Source organism: Tamaricihabitans halophyticus, from assembly GCF_004340875.1.
Classification (GTDB): domain Bacteria; phylum Actinomycetota; class Actinomycetes; order Mycobacteriales; family Pseudonocardiaceae; genus Tamaricihabitans; species Tamaricihabitans halophyticus.
Map to the genome: position 1 here is coordinate 114,736 of NZ_SLXQ01000006.1, position 18,571 is coordinate 133,306.

The 18,571-nt window shown below is 66.7% G+C and carries 21 protein-coding genes and 1 pseudogene; 3 read left to right on the plus strand and 19 right to left on the minus strand.

The window, feature by feature from the left end; genetic code table 11:
- Nucleotides 1-36 precede the first annotated feature (36 nt).
- Nucleotides 37-849 (plus strand): IclR family transcriptional regulator, encoded by an 813-nt coding sequence (locus tag EV191_RS15690; RefSeq protein ID WP_132877804.1) that lies wholly within the window; start codon nucleotides 37-39, stop codon nucleotides 847-849.
- A 59-nt stretch (nucleotides 850-908) separates the two neighbouring features.
- Here EV191_RS15690 and EV191_RS30365 read toward each other — a convergent pair whose 3' ends face one another.
- From EV191_RS30365 to dxr, 5 genes are all read right to left on the minus strand, one after another.
- Nucleotides 909-2,120, minus strand: coding sequence for a TIGR04222 domain-containing membrane protein (locus EV191_RS30365; RefSeq protein ID WP_132877805.1), 1,212 nt, complete (start codon nucleotides 2,118-2,120; stop codon nucleotides 909-911).
- 88 nt (nucleotides 2,121-2,208) lie between these two features.
- Nucleotides 2,209-2,691, minus strand: a complete 483-nt coding sequence (locus EV191_RS15700; protein ID WP_132877806.1) for a pyridoxamine 5'-phosphate oxidase family protein — start codon at nucleotides 2,689-2,691, stop codon at nucleotides 2,209-2,211.
- 80 nt (nucleotides 2,692-2,771) lie between these two features.
- On the minus strand, nucleotides 2,772-3,926 hold the full coding sequence (gene ispG, locus EV191_RS15705; protein WP_132877954.1) for a flavodoxin-dependent (E)-4-hydroxy-3-methylbut-2-enyl-diphosphate synthase: 1,155 nt from the start codon (nucleotides 3,924-3,926) through the stop codon (nucleotides 2,772-2,774).
- Nucleotides 3,927-4,028: 102 nt separating this feature from the next.
- Complete coding sequence (locus tag EV191_RS15710; protein ID WP_132877807.1) at nucleotides 4,029-5,249, minus strand: M50 family metallopeptidase; 1,221 nt, start codon at nucleotides 5,247-5,249, stop codon at nucleotides 4,029-4,031.
- A gap of 6 nt (nucleotides 5,250-5,255) precedes the next feature.
- A complete protein-coding gene (gene dxr, locus EV191_RS15715; protein WP_132877808.1) occupies nucleotides 5,256-6,473 on the minus strand; it encodes a 1-deoxy-D-xylulose-5-phosphate reductoisomerase in 1,218 nt (405 codons plus the stop codon).
- A gap of 132 nt (nucleotides 6,474-6,605) precedes the next feature.
- Between dxr and EV191_RS15720 the strand changes: the two genes are divergently transcribed.
- On the plus strand, nucleotides 6,606-6,863 hold the full coding sequence (locus tag EV191_RS15720) for a DUF2631 domain-containing protein (protein ID WP_243658979.1): 258 nt from the start codon (nucleotides 6,606-6,608) through the stop codon (nucleotides 6,861-6,863).
- Between the two features lie 155 nt (nucleotides 6,864-7,018).
- On the opposite strand, the pseudogene EV191_RS15725 reads toward EV191_RS15720, so the two are convergent.
- The 7 genes and pseudogenes from EV191_RS15725 to EV191_RS15750 form a co-directional block, all read right to left on the minus strand.
- A pseudogene (locus tag EV191_RS15725) lies at nucleotides 7,019-7,177 on the minus strand (dual-specificity RNA methyltransferase RlmN); the annotation flags it as partial.
- A gap of 56 nt (nucleotides 7,178-7,233) precedes the next feature.
- Nucleotides 7,234-7,614: an XRE family transcriptional regulator gene (locus EV191_RS15730; protein ID WP_132877955.1), complete on the minus strand. Its 381-nt coding sequence runs from the start codon at nucleotides 7,612-7,614 to the stop codon at nucleotides 7,234-7,236.
- Nucleotides 7,614-7,769, minus strand: a complete 156-nt coding sequence (locus tag EV191_RS30575; protein WP_341539617.1) for a type II toxin-antitoxin system RelE/ParE family toxin — start codon at nucleotides 7,767-7,769, stop codon at nucleotides 7,614-7,616. Before EV191_RS30575 ends, EV191_RS15730 begins: the two co-directional genes overlap by 1 nt.
- Nucleotides 7,759-7,941, minus strand: a complete 183-nt coding sequence (locus tag EV191_RS30580) for a type II toxin-antitoxin system RelE/ParE family toxin (protein ID WP_243659001.1) — start codon at nucleotides 7,939-7,941, stop codon at nucleotides 7,759-7,761. The genes EV191_RS30575 and EV191_RS30580 overlap by 11 nt, the downstream gene beginning before the upstream one ends.
- A gap of 158 nt (nucleotides 7,942-8,099) precedes the next feature.
- A complete protein-coding gene (gene rlmN, locus EV191_RS15740) occupies nucleotides 8,100-9,203 on the minus strand; it encodes a dual-specificity RNA methyltransferase RlmN (RefSeq protein ID WP_132877810.1) in 1,104 nt (367 codons plus the stop codon).
- A 49-nt stretch (nucleotides 9,204-9,252) separates the two neighbouring features.
- Nucleotides 9,253-10,533, minus strand: coding sequence for a 3-phosphoshikimate 1-carboxyvinyltransferase (aroA, locus tag EV191_RS15745; RefSeq protein ID WP_132877811.1), 1,281 nt, complete (start codon nucleotides 10,531-10,533; stop codon nucleotides 9,253-9,255).
- A gap of 62 nt (nucleotides 10,534-10,595) precedes the next feature.
- Nucleotides 10,596-11,351, minus strand: coding sequence for a class I SAM-dependent methyltransferase (locus EV191_RS15750; RefSeq protein WP_207894544.1), 756 nt, complete (start codon nucleotides 11,349-11,351; stop codon nucleotides 10,596-10,598).
- 176 nt (nucleotides 11,352-11,527) lie between these two features.
- On the opposite strand from EV191_RS15750, the gene EV191_RS15755 reads away from it, so the two are divergent.
- Nucleotides 11,528-12,394: a VOC family protein gene (locus EV191_RS15755; RefSeq protein WP_132877812.1), complete on the plus strand. Its 867-nt coding sequence runs from the start codon at nucleotides 11,528-11,530 to the stop codon at nucleotides 12,392-12,394.
- 9 nt (nucleotides 12,395-12,403) lie between these two features.
- On the opposite strand, the gene EV191_RS15760 is transcribed toward EV191_RS15755, so the two are convergent.
- The 7 genes from EV191_RS15760 to rpsB all read right to left on the minus strand — a co-directional run bounded on the left by EV191_RS15760 (nucleotide 12,404) and on the right by rpsB (nucleotide 18,461).
- Entirely contained in the window at nucleotides 12,404-13,027 is a 624-nt protein-coding gene (locus EV191_RS15760; RefSeq protein ID WP_132877813.1) for a hypothetical protein, read from the minus strand.
- A 126-nt stretch (nucleotides 13,028-13,153) separates the two neighbouring features.
- The gene (locus EV191_RS15765; RefSeq protein WP_132877814.1) at nucleotides 13,154-14,110 is read right to left on the minus strand and encodes a beta-ketoacyl-ACP synthase III; all 957 of its coding nucleotides are present in this window, start codon (nucleotides 14,108-14,110) and stop codon (nucleotides 13,154-13,156) included.
- Nucleotides 14,111-14,224: 114 nt separating this feature from the next.
- Nucleotides 14,225-15,145: a phosphatidate cytidylyltransferase gene (locus EV191_RS15770; protein ID WP_132877957.1), complete on the minus strand. Its 921-nt coding sequence runs from the start codon at nucleotides 15,143-15,145 to the stop codon at nucleotides 14,225-14,227.
- A 60-nt stretch (nucleotides 15,146-15,205) separates the two neighbouring features.
- Nucleotides 15,206-15,763 carry a ribosome recycling factor gene (frr, locus tag EV191_RS15775; RefSeq protein WP_132877815.1) on the minus strand — a complete coding sequence of 186 codons (558 nt, stop codon included), beginning with the start codon at nucleotides 15,761-15,763 and terminating at the stop codon, nucleotides 15,206-15,208.
- A 49-nt stretch (nucleotides 15,764-15,812) separates the two neighbouring features.
- A complete protein-coding gene (gene pyrH / locus EV191_RS15780) occupies nucleotides 15,813-16,565 on the minus strand; it encodes a UMP kinase (RefSeq protein WP_132877816.1) in 753 nt (250 codons plus the stop codon).
- A 189-nt stretch (nucleotides 16,566-16,754) separates the two neighbouring features.
- Entirely contained in the window at nucleotides 16,755-17,570 is an 816-nt protein-coding gene (gene tsf, locus EV191_RS15785; protein ID WP_132877817.1) for a translation elongation factor Ts, read from the minus strand.
- A gap of 54 nt (nucleotides 17,571-17,624) precedes the next feature.
- Complete coding sequence (gene rpsB / locus EV191_RS15790; RefSeq protein ID WP_132877818.1) at nucleotides 17,625-18,461, minus strand: 30S ribosomal protein S2; 837 nt, start codon at nucleotides 18,459-18,461, stop codon at nucleotides 17,625-17,627.
- Nucleotides 18,462-18,571 lie beyond the last annotated feature (110 nt).

Below are 18,571 nucleotides of genomic sequence, written 5' to 3' on the forward strand. Positions count from 1 at the left end.
TCTAGTGTCTGGTATTCCAGACAGCGGAGGCAAGCGATGGGTGTGAGCAGTGATGTACCCGCGCTGCGGCGGGGGCTCGCGGTGCTCCGGTTGCTCGCGAGTCATGCCGGCCCGATGACCGCGGGGGCGGTGGCGCGCGAGCTGGAGTTGCCGAGATCGAGCACCTATCACCTGCTCGCCGAGCTGGCGAGTGCTGGATTCGTCACCCATCTGCCCGAGGAACGCCGGTACGGGCTCGGTGTGGCGGCGTTCGAGCTCGGTTCGGCGTATCTGCGGCACGATCCACTCGAACGGTTGGCCGGCCCGCTGCTGCGCCCGCTTGCCGAGCAGCTGGACTGCACGGTGCACCTTGGTGCGCTACACGGCGCGGATGCGCTGTATCTGCTCAGGGAGCAGCCGGCTCGCCCGCAGAGTCTGGTCACCGATGTCGGCGTGCGGCTGCCGGCGCAGCTGCCGGCCTGCGGGCTCGCGATACTCGCGTATCTCCCGCCGGCGCAGGTGCGTGCGCTGCTGCCGGGCAGGGCCAGCTTCGTATCGCGCACCGGGCGTGGTCCGGCGCATCTGCCCGCGCTGCGGCGCGCGCTGTCCGCCGTGCGTAGGCGCGGCTGGGCGGTCGAGGATGGGCAGGTGACCGCGGGGTATGCCTCGGTGGCTGCGCCCGCGTTCGACCACGCTGGCCGGCCGACGGCGGCGATCAGCGCCACCTTCCGGCACGAATGCGAGCCGGAATGCGGCGCGGACTGGCCAGCGCTGGCGGCCACGGTGCGTACCGCTGCCGCCGAACTCACCGCCCGCATCGGCGGCCTGCGCCCCGCCGATAGCGCGGCTACCAGCTCGCCTCCTGGGTAGCCACGGTCGGGCCCCGGAACCGCGTTCTTGAGGAATCTTGCGGTCGAGGGTGCCGGCTGCTAGCCGTCGCCGCCGCCTCCTCCGCCACCGGAACCGCCGCCACCGCCATCGCCTCCGCCGCCACTGCTACCGCTACCGCCGCCCATATCCGCGTTCGCGTCGCCATGGACGCCGAACGAGCCACCGGAACCGCCGGCATGGCTCGTCGTGCTGGCGAACCTGTGGGTTACGCCGAGCCGCTGGAACACCCTGACCAGTGCGACGGCACGATCGCTGGCCGCACCGCCGGTGCTGGCTCGCCGAACCGTGCGGGTCAGCTCAGCCGGTCCGAACAACGCGACGAACAGGCCGATCCATGGAGCTTCGACAAGCGGGACCGTACGGGTACTCGCGCGCCATTGTTCGAGCAGCGCGTCCGCGGCAAGCGTTCGCGGGCCGAGCACTCGACCGCTCCACACGTAACCGCCGTAGCCGACGAGTAACGCACCTAGGCAGCTGAACAGTGGACCACCCAGGTCCGCGAACGGCTCGACGACCAGCAGCGCGAGGGCAGCGACCAGGGCGGTGAACAGCACGATGCCGGCGATACCGAAGTAGCGGTACGCACGGAAGAAGCCGAGCACGCCGCAGAGCATGACCAATGGCACGGCAAACAGTTCGACAGCGGCGAATCCGTTGCCCAACGCGCGGGTAGCGCCCAGTCCCAGTTGGACGGCGGTGGCGAACAGGCCGAAGAAGCAGACCACCACGCCGAGCACGAAGGCGATACCACGGTGCGCCCACATCAACGCGTTCCGCAGGCCACGCACCGTGAACAGCTGGTCCGGCTCGAGCAGCAGACCTTCGGCCCGCAACCGGCTCAGCGCCTCATCCACCCATGGGTGCTGGGCGACGTGCCAGTACAGCTGGCTCACCCGTGTCGTGCCCGCGCGGCGCAGTGTGCGCAGCGTGGCAACCTCGAGCGGATGCGCCGGCTCCTCGCCCGCCCGGAGCGGCTCGACTTCCGCCGGGCCGCGCAACCGGCCGCCTGGGGTGAATCGCAGATAATCGTGCAGGTACAGGTTCGCGAACAGGGCTTCGCCGACCCGGCGTTTGCCGCCGGAGAGCAGGGCAAGCTCGTACTGGTCAAGTTGCCGTGCTGGTGGGGGTGGCGCCGTGCTTGCCTGTTTGGCGCGAATCCGGCGATATCGATAACCCGTTGCCAGGTAACCGACCACCAGCAGCAGGAACCCTAACGCGATGTACGGGTACGCATCCATTGGCGCGAACATGGGTCACTCCCGCGGGCAGCCGGTGGGTCCACTGGAACCAGATAAGACGGCCCCCGCAAGCCCACTGGTTCCACGCCGTCACCGCGAATCAACAGACAGCATCCAGCTCACCTACCGACGCCCAGCGAAACACCGGGCTGTCCCGAAACCCGGAATAGTCCACCGCCATTCCGCTTGCCGGTAGCACCGACCACAGTTGATACCGCGTCGAGGTGAGATGCTCTAGCCATTGCGGCGTCCACTCGGAGATATACCGGTCGTAGACACGCCGCACCCGCACGCCGTCCCGGTCTTCCAGCCGAGCCGGCCCCGTCGCACGGAACTGGCGGATGTCGTTGGGCGCGTTGAAAATCGCCGCGAGTACCGCGACGTCAGCACCACGCCGTGCGGCATCAAGGAACGGCTCCGGCCTCCCCTCGCCCCTTGGCGAGTTAAACCACAGCCGACTGTCGGCATGGCAGAACCACACCACGGCGAGTGCCGGCCGACCGGTGGCGGTCACTGTCGCGATACTCGCCACTAGTCCGGGCTCGTCGAGCATGCCGCGTACGTCAAAATCGGGCTGATTCATCGCCAGATCATCAAACCTCGATCACGGTCGAGATCAACCCAAACCACAAGATCCCTAGAGATTGCGGTTACCGGGTGTACTCAGCCAGAGACGACGACCTCGGGTGAGCCTTCGGGCAGCTCGCCGGACTCCTCGGCGATCCGCATGGCCTCTTCGATCAGGGTCTCCACGATCTGGTGCTCCGGCACGGTCTTGATCACTTCGCCCTTGACGAAGATCTGCCCCTTGCCGTTCCCGGAAGCCACCCCAAGGTCGGCCTCGCGGGCTTCGCCCGGCCCGTTCACCACGCAGCCCATCACGGCCACCCGCAACGGGACCTCCATGCCTTCCAGCCCGGCGGTCACCTCGTCGGCGAGTTTGTACACGTCCACCTGAGCACGACCACAGGACGGGCAGGAGACGATCTCCAGTTTGCGCGGCCGCAGGTTCAGTGACTGCAGGATCTGCTCACCGACCTTGACCTCTTCCACCGGCGGCGCGGAAAGCGATACCCGGATGGTGTCCCCGATCCCCTGGCGCAGCAGCGCGCCGAAGGCGACCGCGGACTTGATGGTGCCCTGAAAAGCCGGGCCGGCCTCGGTCACACCCAGGTGCAACGGGTAGTCGCACTGCTCGGCCAGGATCTCGTAGGCACGCACCATGACGACCGGGTCGTTGTGCTTCACCGAGATCTTCAGATCGTGGAAGTCGTGCTCGGCGAACAGTGAAGCCTCCCACAGCGCCGACTCCGCAAGCGCTTCCGGCGTGGCTTTGCCGTGCTTTTCCATCAGCCGCTTGTCGAGTGATCCGGCGTTCACGCCAATCCGGATCGGCGTGCCATGGTCCTTCGCCGCCTGCGCGATCTCCTTGACCTGGTCGTCGAACTTACGGATATTGCCCGGGTTGACCCGCACCGCCGCGCAACCGGCCTCGATCGCCGCGAACACGTACTTCGGCTGGAAGTGAATATCCGCGATCACCGGAATCTTCGACTTCGCCGCGATCGCCGGCAACGCCTCGGCGTCGTCGGCCGAAGGGCAAGCGACGCGCACGATATCGCAGCCGGACGCGGTCAGCTCCGCGATCTGTTGCAGCGTGGCGTTCACATCCGCGGTCACGGTCGTCGTCATCGACTGCACCGACACCGGGTGCTGGCTGCCCACACCGACGGGACCGACACTCAGCTGACGGGTCGGCCGCCGTTCCGCCAACACCGGAGGAGGGCTGGCGGGCATGCCGAGCATGACGTCTGTCATTTGCAGGAAGCCCCATTTCTCTACCGGCAGGGTTCTGGTTGATTCCTTTTCCAGTGTGCCCCTACCTGGATGACCCATGCAGCCACAGGTGAGCTGAACCAACTACTCAAGGCGGATGGGATTCACGATATCCGCGGTTACGGTGAGTAGCATAATCGATCCGCCGATGGCGATCAGCACCAACGTGACCCCGGTCAACTTGGTGTAGTCGGCGGGCCCGCGCGGACCGAGTCCGCGCAGCCTGCGTATCCAGTCGCGCACCCGTTCATACCAGAGCACCGCGATATGCCCGCCGTCCATCGGCAGCAGCGGCAGCAGGTTGAACACGCCAATGAAGAAGTTGAACATCACCAGCAGCAGCAGGAAGACCTCCCACAGCCCCTGCTCGACCGCATCGCCGCCGATGATGCTGGCGCCCACGACGCTGACCGGAGTGTCCGGCGCTCGCTCGCCGCCGAAGATCGCCTCGACGACCTTCGGGATCCGCTCGGGGAAACGCTTCAGCCCCTCGTAGACATTCACGAACATGGTGCCGGTGAATTCGGTCGCACCGCCGATTCCGGCGATCGGTCCGTACTCGAACATGCTCTGCTGGGTAGCACCGAGCGCCCCAGCCATCACGACCTCGTTGTCCTGGTTACCCGGCACGGCGTCCGGCGCCGGCCGCTGCACCGGAACCACGTTCACGGTGAGCGTCAGCTCCCGGTCGCCTCGTTCCACCACGACCGGGGTGTTTCCGCGCTTGTCCGCCAGCTCCTCACGCACCTGGGTCCAGGTGTTGATCTCCGTGCCGTCGATGGCGACGATCACATCACCTGGCCGCATCCCCGCATCGCGGGCCGGGGCCGGGTCGTTCGGGCCACAGGGCAGCTGTTCGAGCGATACCCGGTCCGAGGAAACCGCGCACTTGTCCGCGCTGCGCACCACGGGCTCATTGCCAATATTCGGCAGCCCCATGGTGACTGCCATCAGGTAGAGCACCAGGAAGCCGAATATGAAGTGCACGAACGCGCCAGCGGCCATCACCACGGTGCGCTTCCAGACCTTGTACCGCCACATCGCACGCGGCGACTCGTCCGGCGTCACCTCGTCCAGCGTGGTCATTCCGGCGATCTCGCAGAAACCGCCGATCGGCAACGCCTTGATGCCGTACTCGGTCTCTCCCCTGCGGAACGACCAGATCCGCGGACCGAATCCGACGTAGTACCGGCGCACCTTCATGCCGAACCACTTGGCGGTGAGCAGATGTCCGGCTTCGTGCAGCGCGAGGGACACCCCGATGCCGAGCGCGAACAGCAAGCAGCCCAGGATGAAGGCCAGCATTCGTCGTCAGTTCCTTTCCCACCTGTCCAGCAGGTCCCGCGCATGCGTTCGCGCCCACGTTTCGGCGGCGAGCACTTCGTCGACGCTGCTCGGGCTAGCCCCCCAGCCGCCAGCGTCATCGAGGACCTGAGAAACAGTGTCCACGATCGACGTGAAGGCCGTGTTCCCTGCCAGGAATTCGGCCACCGCCTCCTCGTTCGCGGCGTTGTAGATCGCGGGCAGGCAACCCCCGGCGGTCACCGCCTGCCTGGCCAGTCGCACCGCGGGAAACGCCTCGTCATCCAGCGGTTCGAAGGTCCAGGAGGTTGGCGAGCCGAAGGTGCACGGGCTCGCCGCCGCCGGCGTGCGTTCTGGCCAGCTCAGCGCGAGCGCGATGGGCAACCGCATATCCGGCGGGCTTGCCTGGGCGATGGTCGAGCCGTCGGTGAAGGTGACCATCGAATGCACGATGGACTGCGGATGCACCACCACGTCGATCCGCTCGGCCGGTACCTGAAAGAGCAGCTGCGCCTCGATCAGTTCCAGCCCCTTGTTCATCAACGTGGCGGAGTTCACGGTGACCAGCGGGCCCATGTTCCACGTTGGATGGTTCAGCGCATCGGCCACCGTGACATCGCCGAGTTCGTCCCTGCACCGACCGCGAAACGGTCCACCCGATGCGGTGAGCACCAGCCGGTCCACTTCGCCGGGCGCCCCGCCGCGCAAACACTGCGCGAGGGCGGAGTGCTCGGAATCGACCGGAACCAGCTGGCCGGGCGCGGCCGCATCGAGCACCAGCGATCCGCCCGCCACCAGGGATTCCTTGTTCGCCAGCGCGAGCGTCGCACCGGTAGCCAGTGCCCGCAGGGTCGGCGCCAACCCCTGCGAACCGGGCAGCGCGTTGAGCACCACATCGGCTGGCGCCGCCTCGATCAGTTCGGTGACCGAATCCGGCCCGGCCAGGATGCGCGGGAGCCGGAACTCGCCCTGCGCGTAGCCCCTGCGCTGGGCCTCCGCGTAGAGCGCGAGCTGCAGATCCTCGACGGCCGTACCTCGGGTCACCGCGACCACCCGTACGTCGAACTCCATTGCCTGGGCGGCAAGGGCCGCCGGGTCCGTGCCCCCCGCCGCGATCCCGGTCACGGTGAAACGATCCCGGTTGGCCCGGATCACGTCGAGGGCTTGGCCGCCAATCGAACCGGTGGAGCCGAGTACCAGGACCGAACGGATTGAATTCGCGCTCATCGCGCTCCATTGTCGCGTACTCGGCGTGGGCGTGGAGCCGCGCGTCACACGGATACCGCGGCGGCGATGGCTGCCGGGTATGCGACGATAGCGGCGAACGAGATCGTTGCATACCCGGCTGCTGGAGGAACCGTGGCGGACACCAAGTCGGACCAGGCTGTCAAGGACGTGGACACCCACGACGAGCCGTCCGTCGAGTGGGGCTGGCACGGCCACTTCCCGAAGGCGACGCTGGTCGCCGGCACCATCTGCACAGCGATCATGCTGCTGTTGCTGATCGGCAACCACGAGAGCAACACCGAGAACATCTGGTTGATCAGCCTCGCGGTCGGGATGGCCGGTGGGCTCGTCTTCCTGCAGCGCCGTCGCCGCACCCCCTGGCGCCGCTAACCGCGCGTAACCGCGTTCTGACCGCAATCTTTAGAGTTCTTGCGGTGACTGGGTGTGACCGCGTTCTTTAACGTTAGCGAGGCTGTCGTGGTCGCAGGCGCCCCGAGATCGCAATCTTTAGGGATCTTGCGGTCACCCGGACGCGGTCTCGTGGCTCAGGCTTCGGCGGCTAGCTGGCCGCAGGCGGCGGCGATCTCCTGACCCCGAGTGTCCCGCACGGTGCAGGCCACCCCGCCCGCATTCACCCTGCGCACGAACTCCCGCTCGACCGATTTCGGCGAAGCATCCCACTTCGACCCCGGCGTCGGATTCAGTGCATTGAACCTCTACAGGTCGTCTCGTCCGCATAATCCAACGCAGATTGCGACAACTAGGAGGTCACGAGATCACTTTGTTGAACGATGGCACGATCTACTTCACTGGTTGAAACGTTGACGTCATGGTCCTCGAAGTCGGCAACGAGCTTCAGGCGGCCACCCAATGCGAGAACATAGCGATTCAAGGTGTCTACTTCCATCTGCCCAACATCGCCGCTCTCAAGCTGGCTGACTCGCGGCTGACTGATACCCATCCGGTGGGCGACCTCGCCTTGCGAGAGGCGCATATCCTGACGGAGCCGCGCCAGCCGGAAGCCGAGCACGAACGCCTGAGTCCGAGTGCGTGCCTCGGCCCGAGCGGTGTCGAGGTCACGTCCGCTGGCCTCGTCGCGACGAGCCTTGTCAGCCTTAACGTCCTTCCACGAGCGGGTCATCACTCAGTCCTCCTCTCGTCGCGTTCGATGTCTGCCAAGTGCTGGCTATAACGCTGATCCGCCAGCGGGATGTTCCGCTGGTACCAACCCTTCCAATCTCCAGATTTATCGCCCGCCGCCAACAGGATCGCTTGCCGCCTTGGATCAAAACGCAAACAAGATCCTCACCTCGGTTTCCCCCGCCGAAGGGGGACGAAGCTCTTTCATGTTGTGGTGAGCTGCCCCCTTGATTCGGTCCACGAGAGGCCGCCCCAGTGTGGGACCAGTTGCCGCAAGCATGTCGATGGCCACCTCGACCAAGTCAGCAGTCTCAGGGTCCTCTTCCATAAGCTGATCGAACCAAGCGTCCACGCTCTCGTGTAGTTCTACAATCCACTCGCCCACGCTGCAATAATAACTTTAACCTTATGCCGCACCGTGCGCCAGGAGACGCAGTGTGACGTTGGCTGCCATACCCGTGTGACGCCCCCTTTGGGGCTTCGAGATCAGGCTTCGGCGGCTAGCTGGCCGCAGGCGGCGGCGATCTCCTGGCCCCGAGTGTCCCGCACGGTGCAGGCCACTCCGCCCGCATTCACCCTGCGCACGAACTCCCGCTCGACCGATTTCGGCGAAGCATCCCACTTCGACCCCGGCGTCGGATTCAACGGAATCACGTTCACGTGGACCAGCTGGCCCAGGTGCGCCCGCAACCGCTCGGCAAGCAGATCCGCCCGCCACGGCTGATCATTCATGTCCCTGATCAGCGCGTACTCGATCGACACCCGCCGACCACTCACATCCGCGTAGTACCGGGCGGCCCGCAGCACCTCGTCCACCGACCACCGGTTGTTCACCGGGACCAAGGTGTCCCGCAGCTCATCGTCCGGGGTGTGCAGCGACACCGCCAACCGCACCTGCATACCCTCATCAGCCAGCCGCCGAATCGCCGGCGCCAAACCCACCGTGGACACCGTCACCGACCGCTGCGAGATCCCCAGCCCTGCCGGCGCCGGCTCGGTGATCCGCCGCACCGCGGCCACCACCCGACGGTAGTTCGCCAACGGTTCACCCATGCCCATGAACACGATGTTGGACAGCCGTCCAGCCGAACCGAGTTCACCATCGCGCATCGCGGCCGCGGCCGCCCTGATCTGGTCCACGATCTCCGCGGTCGACAGGTTCCGCTCCAACCCACCCTGACCGGTCGCGCAGAACGGGCAGGCCATCCCGCAGCCAGCCTGGCTGGACACGCACAGCGTCACCCGGTCCGGGTAGCGCATCAGCACGCTCTCCAGCAGGGTGCCGTCGTGCGCGCGCCACAGCGTCTTGCGGGTCGTGCCGTCATCACAGGCCACATGGCGCACCACGGAAAGCAGCGGCGGCAACAGCTCGCTGGCCAACCGTTCGCGGGCGCTGGCCGGAATGTCCGTCATCGCCGTGGGGTCCACGGTCAGCCGGGAGAAGTAGTGATGGGAGAGCTGGTTCGCCCGAAACGCGTGTTCACCCAGCTCAACAACGGCTTCCCGGCGCTCCGCGACGGAAAGGTCCGCGAGGTGCCGAGGGGGCAGCCCGCGTTTAGGTGCATCGAAAACCAGCGGAAGTGAAGTCATGACGGATACCAGTGTCCCACGCGTACGGCACCGCCTGACCGCGGCCGGATCAGCCCAGCATGTCCTGCCAGACCGTGGTGAACTCCGGAAACGTCTTGCCCACGGTGCCCGGATCGGTCACCACTACCCCCGGCACCCGCAGCCCGACCACCGCCGCGGCCATGACCAGCCGGTGATCGTCATAGGTATGGAAGGTGCCGCCATGCATCGGCGCGGGTTCGATCACCAGGCCGTCCTCGGTGTCCCTCACCCCGGCGCCGAGTTTGGACAGCTCGGTGGCCAGTGCGGCGAGCCGATCGGTCTCGTGGCCGCGTAGATGGGCCACTCCGGTGATCACCGACGGTCCTTCGGCGAAGCAAAGCATGGCCGCGATCACCGGGGTCAGCTCGCCCACGTCGTGCAGGTTCAGCCGCGCGCCGCGCAACCGGCCGTCGCTGGTCACGACCAGCCCCTCGGCGCCGAGCTCGTTGGCCACACCCAGCTCGCTGAGCACGCCGCGAATCCGCGCCCCAGGCTGGGTGCTGGTCGCCGGCCAGCCGGAAAGGCACAACCGGCCGCCGGATACCGCCACCGCGGCGAGAAACGGCGCGGCCGCGGAAAGATCCGGCTCCACGATGTATTCCGGGCAGGTCAGCTCGCCCTGCTCAACCCGGTACTCGCCGGGCGCGACATGCACGGTCGCGCCGAACTCGCGCAGCATCGCCACGGTCATCGCGATATGCGGCTCGCTCGGCGGAGTTCCACCAACCAGTCGGACGGTGATGCCGCCCGCGCAGGCAGGGCCGGCAAGCAACAGCGCGGAAAGGAACTGGCTGGACGCCGAGGCATCCACCTCGACCGCGCCACCGGGTAGCCCGCCCTGCCCATGCACCGTGCACGGCAGGTGGCCGCTGCCGGCATCGGTAACCGGTACACCAAGCGAACGCATCGCGGCCAGCAGCGGCGCGATCGGCCGGCGGCGGATCGCCGCATCGCCGTCGTAGTGCACATCGCCGGCGCAGCGCGCGGCAAGCAGCGGCGTGAACCTGGCAACCGTGCCGGCGTTGCCCACATCGATCGTCCGCTCGCCGGTCGGTAGCGGGCCAGGGGTAAGCAGCACGTCCCCGCCGCGGCGACGCACCACGTCGACGCCGAACGCGCCCAGCGCGTCCAGCATCAGCCCGGTATCCCTGGATATCAGCGGTTCGCGGACCAGCGTGGGCGAAGGGCTCAACGCGGCGAGTACATACGCGCGGTTGGTGATGGATTTCGAACCGGGTACGCGCACCCTCGCGTCAATCGGCTCCTCCGTTGCCGGTGCCTGCCAGTTCCGCGAAAGCTCGGTGTCCATACCGCTCATCATTCCCGTTTCCCCAAAGTGCGCATCCCCGGACCCCTACCCTCCACTGTGGATCAAGATCTGCCGGGCAGCAGACTGGTGGGCTTGCGCCGCATGTGGACCCGGTACCCGACGTCGAACTCGAGCCCGTCTAGTTCATGAAACGCCCGCGTGGCAACGGTTTTGGAGAACTCGATACCGAGAACGGCGCGCAGCCCGGCCACGTCGGCGAACCGCCAGCGCGCGACCACCCGGCGGCAGCTGAAGCCAGCTCCGGCGAAGAACTGGTCGATCTCCGCCGGGTCGTAGGACGGCAGATCCGCGCGCAACCAGCGACCATAGGGCTCGTGGCTGCCGTCCAGGTCGACGATGACGAGCGCGCCGCCCGGCCGAAGGACGCGCTCGGCCTCGGCGATCCCCGGTTCGCAGCCGGGCCCGAAAAAATAGGCGGTACGCGCGTGCACCAGGTCGGCGGAGGAGTCCGGCAGCGGCAGGCGCTGCGCGGATCCGGCGAGCACGGCAACCCCGGGTAAGCCGGCGATTCGCTCCCGCGCGCGCCGCAGCAGTGGTTCGTGCGGTTCCACGCCCATCACCGAGTTGGCGGTGCTGGCGAACCGGGGCAGGTGATAACCATCGCCGCAGCCCACGTCAACCACGTCCAGCGCGCCCCAGTCGCACTCCTGCCGCACCGCGTCCCAGATCGCGCCGTGCACATCCTGTGCCTCGTTCTCCAGCTCGTACACCTCTGGCCAATGCCAGATGTTCGGGCTGGGCAGCACGTCCTTCTTGCGCACCCCGCCGGCGCGCAGCCTGCCTAGCGCCCCTGGCATCCAGTGTCCGACCACGGTGCGTAGCAAACCACGCGGTGGCCAAGGGCCAACCGAGGGGCAGGGCCATGTCCGTTTTGAATCGAACCGGATTCGTAACTGTCAGGTTGGAACTCGAGACTAGGGTCAACGTGTCGTACTCGACAACGCACGACGAAGCCTACTGTGGGGAGGATGGCATGACCGAGTACGCGAGCGACCCCATCGAGGCCCTCGTCGCCCCTTCTGGCTTGGCAAGTGGCGCGCCCTGCTGGGTGGATCTGGCGACCACGAACCTGGCCGCGAGCAAGGAGTTCTACGGCGAGATCCTCCGATGGCGGTTTCATGATGACCTCACCGTGCCGGCAAACCCGTACACGATCGCCACGGTGGACGGCTGGGCCGTCGCCGGCCTTTACCAGCCGCCGCCGGATCAGCCGGCGCCCCCGTCCTGGACGCTGTACCTGGCGGTACGTAACGCCACCGCCTCGGTTGGCTGGGTGGAACGGCTCGGCGGCGAAGTACTTCAGGGGCCGGTGGAGATCCGCGAACAGGAGCATCTGCTGATGGTGGCCGATCCTGGCGGCGCGATCATCGGGCTGTGGGAGCAGCCAGCTGGCTGGGAGTTCGGCACCGGTATTCGCGGGGCGTTTTCCTGGGCTGAGCTGAACACCTGGCATGGCGCCGAGGCGGACCAGTTCTTCGCTGGACTGTTCGGCTATACCCCGGAGCAGATTGGCGACGGGGAGAGATACGACTACACCAGCTGGTGGCATGGCGACCAGCAGATTCTCGGCAGGCAGCAGATGACGGCCGAGTTCGGCGAACACGTCGTGCCGCACTGGATGGTCTACTTCAACGCCAACCCGGAGCTGGGCGTTGACGGGACCGCGGCCAGGGCGACCGCGCTCGGCGGACGAGTGGCGATCCAGCCGTTCAACTCGGCCTTCGGCCGGGTCGCGGCGATCTCGGATCCTGCTGGGGTGACCTTCACGATCATCGACAGCACGCGGCGGATCGAAGTGGAGCCGCCACGTGCCGAGGTCGATGATCCCTACGCGGACTAGTGTCCCGGTCTAGTTACCGGGTGGCTCGGGCCCGTTCGCGCCTGGACCGTTCGGGTTCGAGCTGCCACCGGCACCGCACCAGAGCCATTTGCCGCCCTCTTGCTTGAACATCAGGAAGCTCTCGGTCTGCGAATCACCGGTTTGTTCGAGCGTATAGGGCACCTCCCGCATACCGGGTTCGGATGCTTCCCGTGATTCCCCGAACTCGGCCGCGCTCAGGGCCGCACCCATCTGCTTGATCACCCGCTCCATCCGTTCCGGCGGCGCGCCCTCCTGCTTTGCCTGGGCACAGCTGATCTCCAGAACGGCGTCGACGTCGTTGGTCTGCAGTACCTCGACGAAGGTGCGCGCCGCCGCCTCCGGGCTGCTCAGGTCCTGCTGGCTACTGCTGTCCCCGCCCGTGAGCACGCCGCCGCCCTCGTCGTCGTCCCCACCCGTGGTCAGCACGATCACCAGCACCACGATGAGGACCACCAGCAGCGCCGCGCTACCCAACAACCAGGGCAGCAAGGTCCGCTTCTGCTTCGGCGGAGGTGGTGGAGGCGGCGGATAACCGCCCTGCGGACCGTACGGCCCACCCGGCGGCGGCCCTTGCGGCGGACCTGGTGGGCCCTGCCAAGCCGGAACACTCATGCGCCTTCTCCAATCCCCAAAACCGACGACGGCAATATAGTGACAGATTGCCTAGTAAGTGTCACATCTTGGGTCAAGGAGAGAGCCAGTGATCGCAAGATCCCCAAGAAACGCGGTTACCGCTGGTTATGCCGGCGACTCGGGCAATCTGATCACCTGCGCGGCATAGGTGAGCCCCGCGCCGAATCCGACCAGCAAGGCGAGCCCACGCGGCCGTGGTTCACGGTCCCGCAGCATGCTGCGCAACGCGAGCGGGATGGAAGCCGCGGAGGTGTTACCCGAATCGGTGATGTCCCGCGCGACCGCGGCATCCGGTACCCGCAGCTTCGCGACCAGTGCGTCCACGATGCGCAGGTTCGCCTGGTGCGGCACGATCGCGGCAAGCTCGCTCGGCTCGATGCCGGCTTGCTGGCAAGCGCGTTCGGCCACGGCGTGCACTTCACCAGTGGCCCAGCGGAACACGGCCGGGCCGTTCATCACCATGGCGCCCGTCTCCGCCGGCGCATGGATCAGCTCGGCCTGCGCGCCATCACTGCCCCATACGACCGGGCCGATACCCGGATCGGGCGTTTCGGCGACGACGGCGGCTCCGGCACCGTCGCCGAAGATGATCGAGGTACCCAGGTCGGCGGGATCAACCCAGGCGGTCATCTTCTCCGCGCCGATGACGAGCACCTTGTCCGCCGAGCCGGCGCGGACCGTATCGGCCGCGACCGCGAGGGCGTAGCAAAAGCCAGCACAGGCCGCGTTCAGTTCGAAGGCCGCCGCGGTGCTCGCGCCAAGTAGCTCGGCGACCTGCGCCGCGGTTGCCCGCAGCGGATCACTGATACTGCAACTGGCCACGATCACCAGGTCGATCTCGGCCGCGGGCGTACCCGAATTCTTCAAGGCATCCTCGGCCGCGGCAAGCGCCATATCCTGCACGGTCTCTCCGGGGCCCGCCACACGCCGCTGCTCGATCCCGGTGCGCTCCCGTATCCACTGCTCGGATTTGCCGAACCGCTCCGCCAGCCGCGCGCTGGTTAACGTATCGGGCGGCTGGTATCCACCGAGTCCGATGATCTCGGCGCCGCGGCGAGCCACGTCAACCTGCTTAGCATGGGTGGCCAAGGGCCCAGGTGCTGTCACGGAATGTTTGTACGTCCTACTATTTGGTAGCTGGATCGGCTTGTGTTCCAAGACACAGTAAACGGGCTTTTAGGGCACGAGTAGGCCGAGCAGGAACCACGACGCGACCGCGGATGGCAGCAGCGAATCCATCCGGTCCATCAGTCCGCCGTGCCCGGGCAACAGGTTACCCATGTCCTTGATCCCGAGGTCCCGCTTGATCAACGACTCGACGAGATCACCAAGCGTGGCCGTGAGCACCACGGCCACGCCGAACAGCACACCCTGCCACCAGGCGCCCTCCAGCAGCAATACGACCGACAACCAGCCGCCAACGACGCCGAAAACGAGCGAGCCCGCGAAACCCTCCCAGGTCTTCTTCGGGCTGATCGTGGGCGCCATCCGGTGCTTGCCGAACAACACCCCGGCGATATAGCCGCCGGTATCCGAAACGACCACGCCGATCATGAAGCAGAACACCCGGCCAGCGCCGTCCTCGGCCAGTGCCAGCATCGCCGCGAAGGCAGCGAACAACGGAACATAGGCGGCCGTGAACACCGAGCCGCCGACATCCCGCAGATAGCCATCCGCGCCACGCCGCAGCCGCCACAGCAAACAGGCGAGCACGGTGAGTACGAAGGCGAGCACCATCCCCTGCTCGCCGTACGGCCAGGTCAGCCAGACCATGGCCTGACCACCCAGCAAAACCGGGGGCAAGGCGATGCGCACGCCGCCCCTGCGGAACGCGCCACCGAGTTCGATGGTGGACACGGCGACGGCGACCGCCACGATGCCCACGAACCCGCGCGGCTCGGTGAGCAGAACCACGATGATGATGGCCCCGAGCAGCAGGCCAACGCCGATCGCGGCGGGCAGGTCGCGTCCGGCACGCGATCGTTTCGCGGCCGGCGGCTCGGTCTCGTCCCCGGATCGCGCCTTCGTGGTATCGGGCTGATCGCTGTCCGAGGGCGACGCGTCGTCCTGGCCCGCGGGTTCGGCGCTCACCGCCATATCCTCATCCGGTGGCACGGAGTGACGGGTCGGACCGGTGAACACGGCACCCCCAGTACCTCAGACCTCAAGCAGCTCGGTTTCCTTGTGCTTCACCAGCTCATCGACCTGGCCCACATACCGGTCGGTGACCTGCTGAAGCTCCCGTTCCGCGCGCGCGCCGTCGTCCTCGCCGGCCTCGCCGTCCTTGACAATGCGGTCCAGCTCTTCCTTGGCCTTGCGCCGGATGTTCCGGATCGAGATCTTGGCGTCCTCGCCTTTGCTCTTGGCCATCTTGACCATTTCCTTGCGGCGTTCCTCGGTCAACTGCGGGATCACGATACGGATGATCGTGCCGTCGTTAGTCGGGTTCACGCCCAGGTCGGAGTCGCGAATGGCCTTCTCGATCGCGCCGAGCTGGCTGGCGTCGTAGGGCTTGACCACCGCCATCCGAGCTTCCGGAATGTTGACGCTGGCCAGCTGGTTCAACGGGGTCGGCGCGCCGTAGTACTCGACGTGGATGCGCGAGAACATCGCCGGGGTTGCCCTGCCGGTGCGTACCGCGCCGAGCTCCTCCTTGGCGACCGATACCGCCTTTTCCATCTTTTCCTCGGCGTCGAGGAGCGTTTCGTCGATCACAGCGTCTCCTTGGTGTGCCCGATAGTGCTGCCCGGCTATCCCAGCAGGTCTACCCGGAGTGGCTACTGTCGGGGGTACTGACCAGAGTTCCGATCTTCTCACCACGCACGGCTCTGGCGATGTTCCCCTCGGTCAGCAGGTTGAACACGATGATCGGCATGTTGTTGTCCTTGCACAGGCTGAACGCCGTGGAGTCGGCTACCTGCAGGCCCTTTTCCAGCACGGCCTGGTGCGTGATGTTGGTGAACATACTCGCCGAGGGATCGCTCTTCGGGTCGGCGGTGAACACGCCATCCACGGCCTTGGCCATCAGTACGACCTCACAGCCGATCTCCAGAGCGCGCTGCGCGGCCGTCGTATCGGTGGAGAAGTAGGGCATACCCGCACCGCCACCGAAGATCACCACGCGCCCCTTCTCCAGGTGGCGCATGGCTCGGCGGGGAATATAGGGCTCGGCCACCTGCCCCATGGTGATCGCGGTCTGTACCCGCGTTTCGATCCCTTCCTGGTGCTCAAGGAAGTCCTGCAGCGCCAGGCAGTTCATCACCGTGCCAAGCATGCCCATGTAGTCCGCGCGGGTGCGCTCCATCCCGTGCTGCTGCAGCTCGGCGCCCCGGAAGAAGTTCCCACCGCCGATCACGATGGCTACCTGGGTGCCGGCCCGCACTACCTCGGCAAGCTGCCTGGCGATCGCCTTGACCACATCCGGATCGACGCCGACGGCGCCACCGCCGAACATCTCACCGCCCAGTTTGAGCAGTACTCGGCGGTATCCACCGGTTGCGCGATGCTCACTCGTCATTACCGCCTCCGCATGGTCATTCCAGGGCGGTAGCGCGCTACCGCCGGTACCACGGCACGTGCGCACCGCATCGCCGACGTATCCCGTCAACCGGTACCGGACCCGCCGCGCTGGTGCATCACCCCGAGCAGTGGAAAACCACCGATAGGAGCGACATCACCGCGCGGCGGCCGGTCCACGGCCGGCCGATCAGGCCTGGCCAACCTCGAAACGCGCGAACCGGGATACCGCTACCCCGGCCTCGTCCAGCACCACCTGCACGGTCTTCTTCGAGTCATGCACGGAGGGCTGTTCGAGCAGCACTACGTCCTTGAAGAAGCCGTTCACCCGGCCCTCGATGATCTTCGGCAGCGCCTGCTCCGGCTTGCCTTCCTCGCGGGCGGTCTCCTCGGCTATCCGGCGCTCCTGCGCGACCGTCTCCTCCGGAACGTCCGCGCGGTTCACGAAGCGCGGCTTGAGAGCGGCGATCTGCAGCGCGGCGCCATGCGCCGCCTCCGCGTCCGCACCGCTGTACTCAACGAGCACGCCGACGCTCGGCGGCAGGTCGGCAGCCCGCCGGTGCAGGTAGGTGGCCACGGTGCCGTCGAAGACGGCGACCCTGCGCAGCTCCAGCTTCTCCCCGATCTTGGCGGAGAGCTCCTGCACGGCTTCGCCGACGGTCTTACCGTCCAGCGACGCCTCCTTGAGCACCTCGACGTCGGCCGGCTTGGTTTCCGCCGCGACCGCGACGATCCGGTCGGCGAGCGCCTGGAACTCCTCGTTCTTGGCGACGAAGTCCGTCTCGCAGTTCAGCTCGACGAGTGCGCCGTCGCCACCGGCGACGAGTCCCTCGGCGGTGGCCCGCTCGGCACGCTTGCCGACGTCCTTGGCCCCCTTGATCCGGAGGAATTCAACGGCCTGGTCGAAATCGCCGTCGTGCTCCTCGAGCGCCTTCTTGCAATCCATCATGCCGGCGCCAGTGAATTCGCGAAGCCGTTTGACGTCGGCCGCGGTGAAATTCGCCATCGTGCGTTTATTCCGTTTCGTGTTTCGTCTACGCGCGAGCGTGTCTAATCAGGACTAGGCCGAGCCCTCGGCGGCGGCGTCCGCGCCACCCTCCGGGGCGTTCGCGCTGACCAGCAGCTCCTTCTCCCACTCGGCGAGCGGCTCGTCGGCTGCCAAGCCAGCGTCCGGCTTGTCGGCGCCCTCGACCGCGGCACCGTTACGACCGGAGCGGGCGAGCAGGCCGGCGGCAGCCGCCTCGGCGACCACCTTGGTCAGCAGCGCGGCCGAGCGGATCGCGTCGTCGTTACCCGGAATCGGGTAGTCGACCTCATCCGGATCGCAGTTGGTGTCCAAGATCGCCACGATCGGGATACCCAGCTTGCGGGCCTCGCCAACGGCGATGTGCTCCTTCTTGGTGTCCACGATCCACACGGCGCTCGGCACCTTGGCCATGTCGCGAATACCGCCGAGGGTCTTCTCCAGCTTGTCCTTCTCGCGGGTGAGCGTCAGGATCTCGCGCTTGGTCAGGCCCTGGAATCCACCGGTCTGCTCCATCGACTCCAGCTCCTTGAGGCGCTGCAGCCGCTTGTGCACGGTCTGGAAGTTGGTCAGCATGCCGCCCAGCCAACGCTGGTTGACGTACGGCATACCCACACGCAGCGCCTCCTGGGAGATCGCCTCCTGCGCCTGCTTCTTGGTGCCGACGAGCAGGATCGTGCCGCCGTGCGCCACGGTCTCCTTGATGAACTCGAAGGCACGGTCGATGTAGGACAGCGTCTGCTGCAGGTCAATGATGTAGATGCCATTGCGCTCGGTGAAGATGTAGCGCTTCATCTTCGGGTTCCAGCGGCGGGTCTGGTGCCCGAAGTGCACGCCGGAATCGAGCAGCTGCTTCATGGTGACGACGGCCATGGCCGGATTCGCACCTCTTCGTCTCTGGCACGCCAGCGAAGGTGCCGGCGTGCGGTCCGGTTCATCAGGTTGGCCGGGTGGCCAACCATCCTGGTGCCGTGCCGGCATCC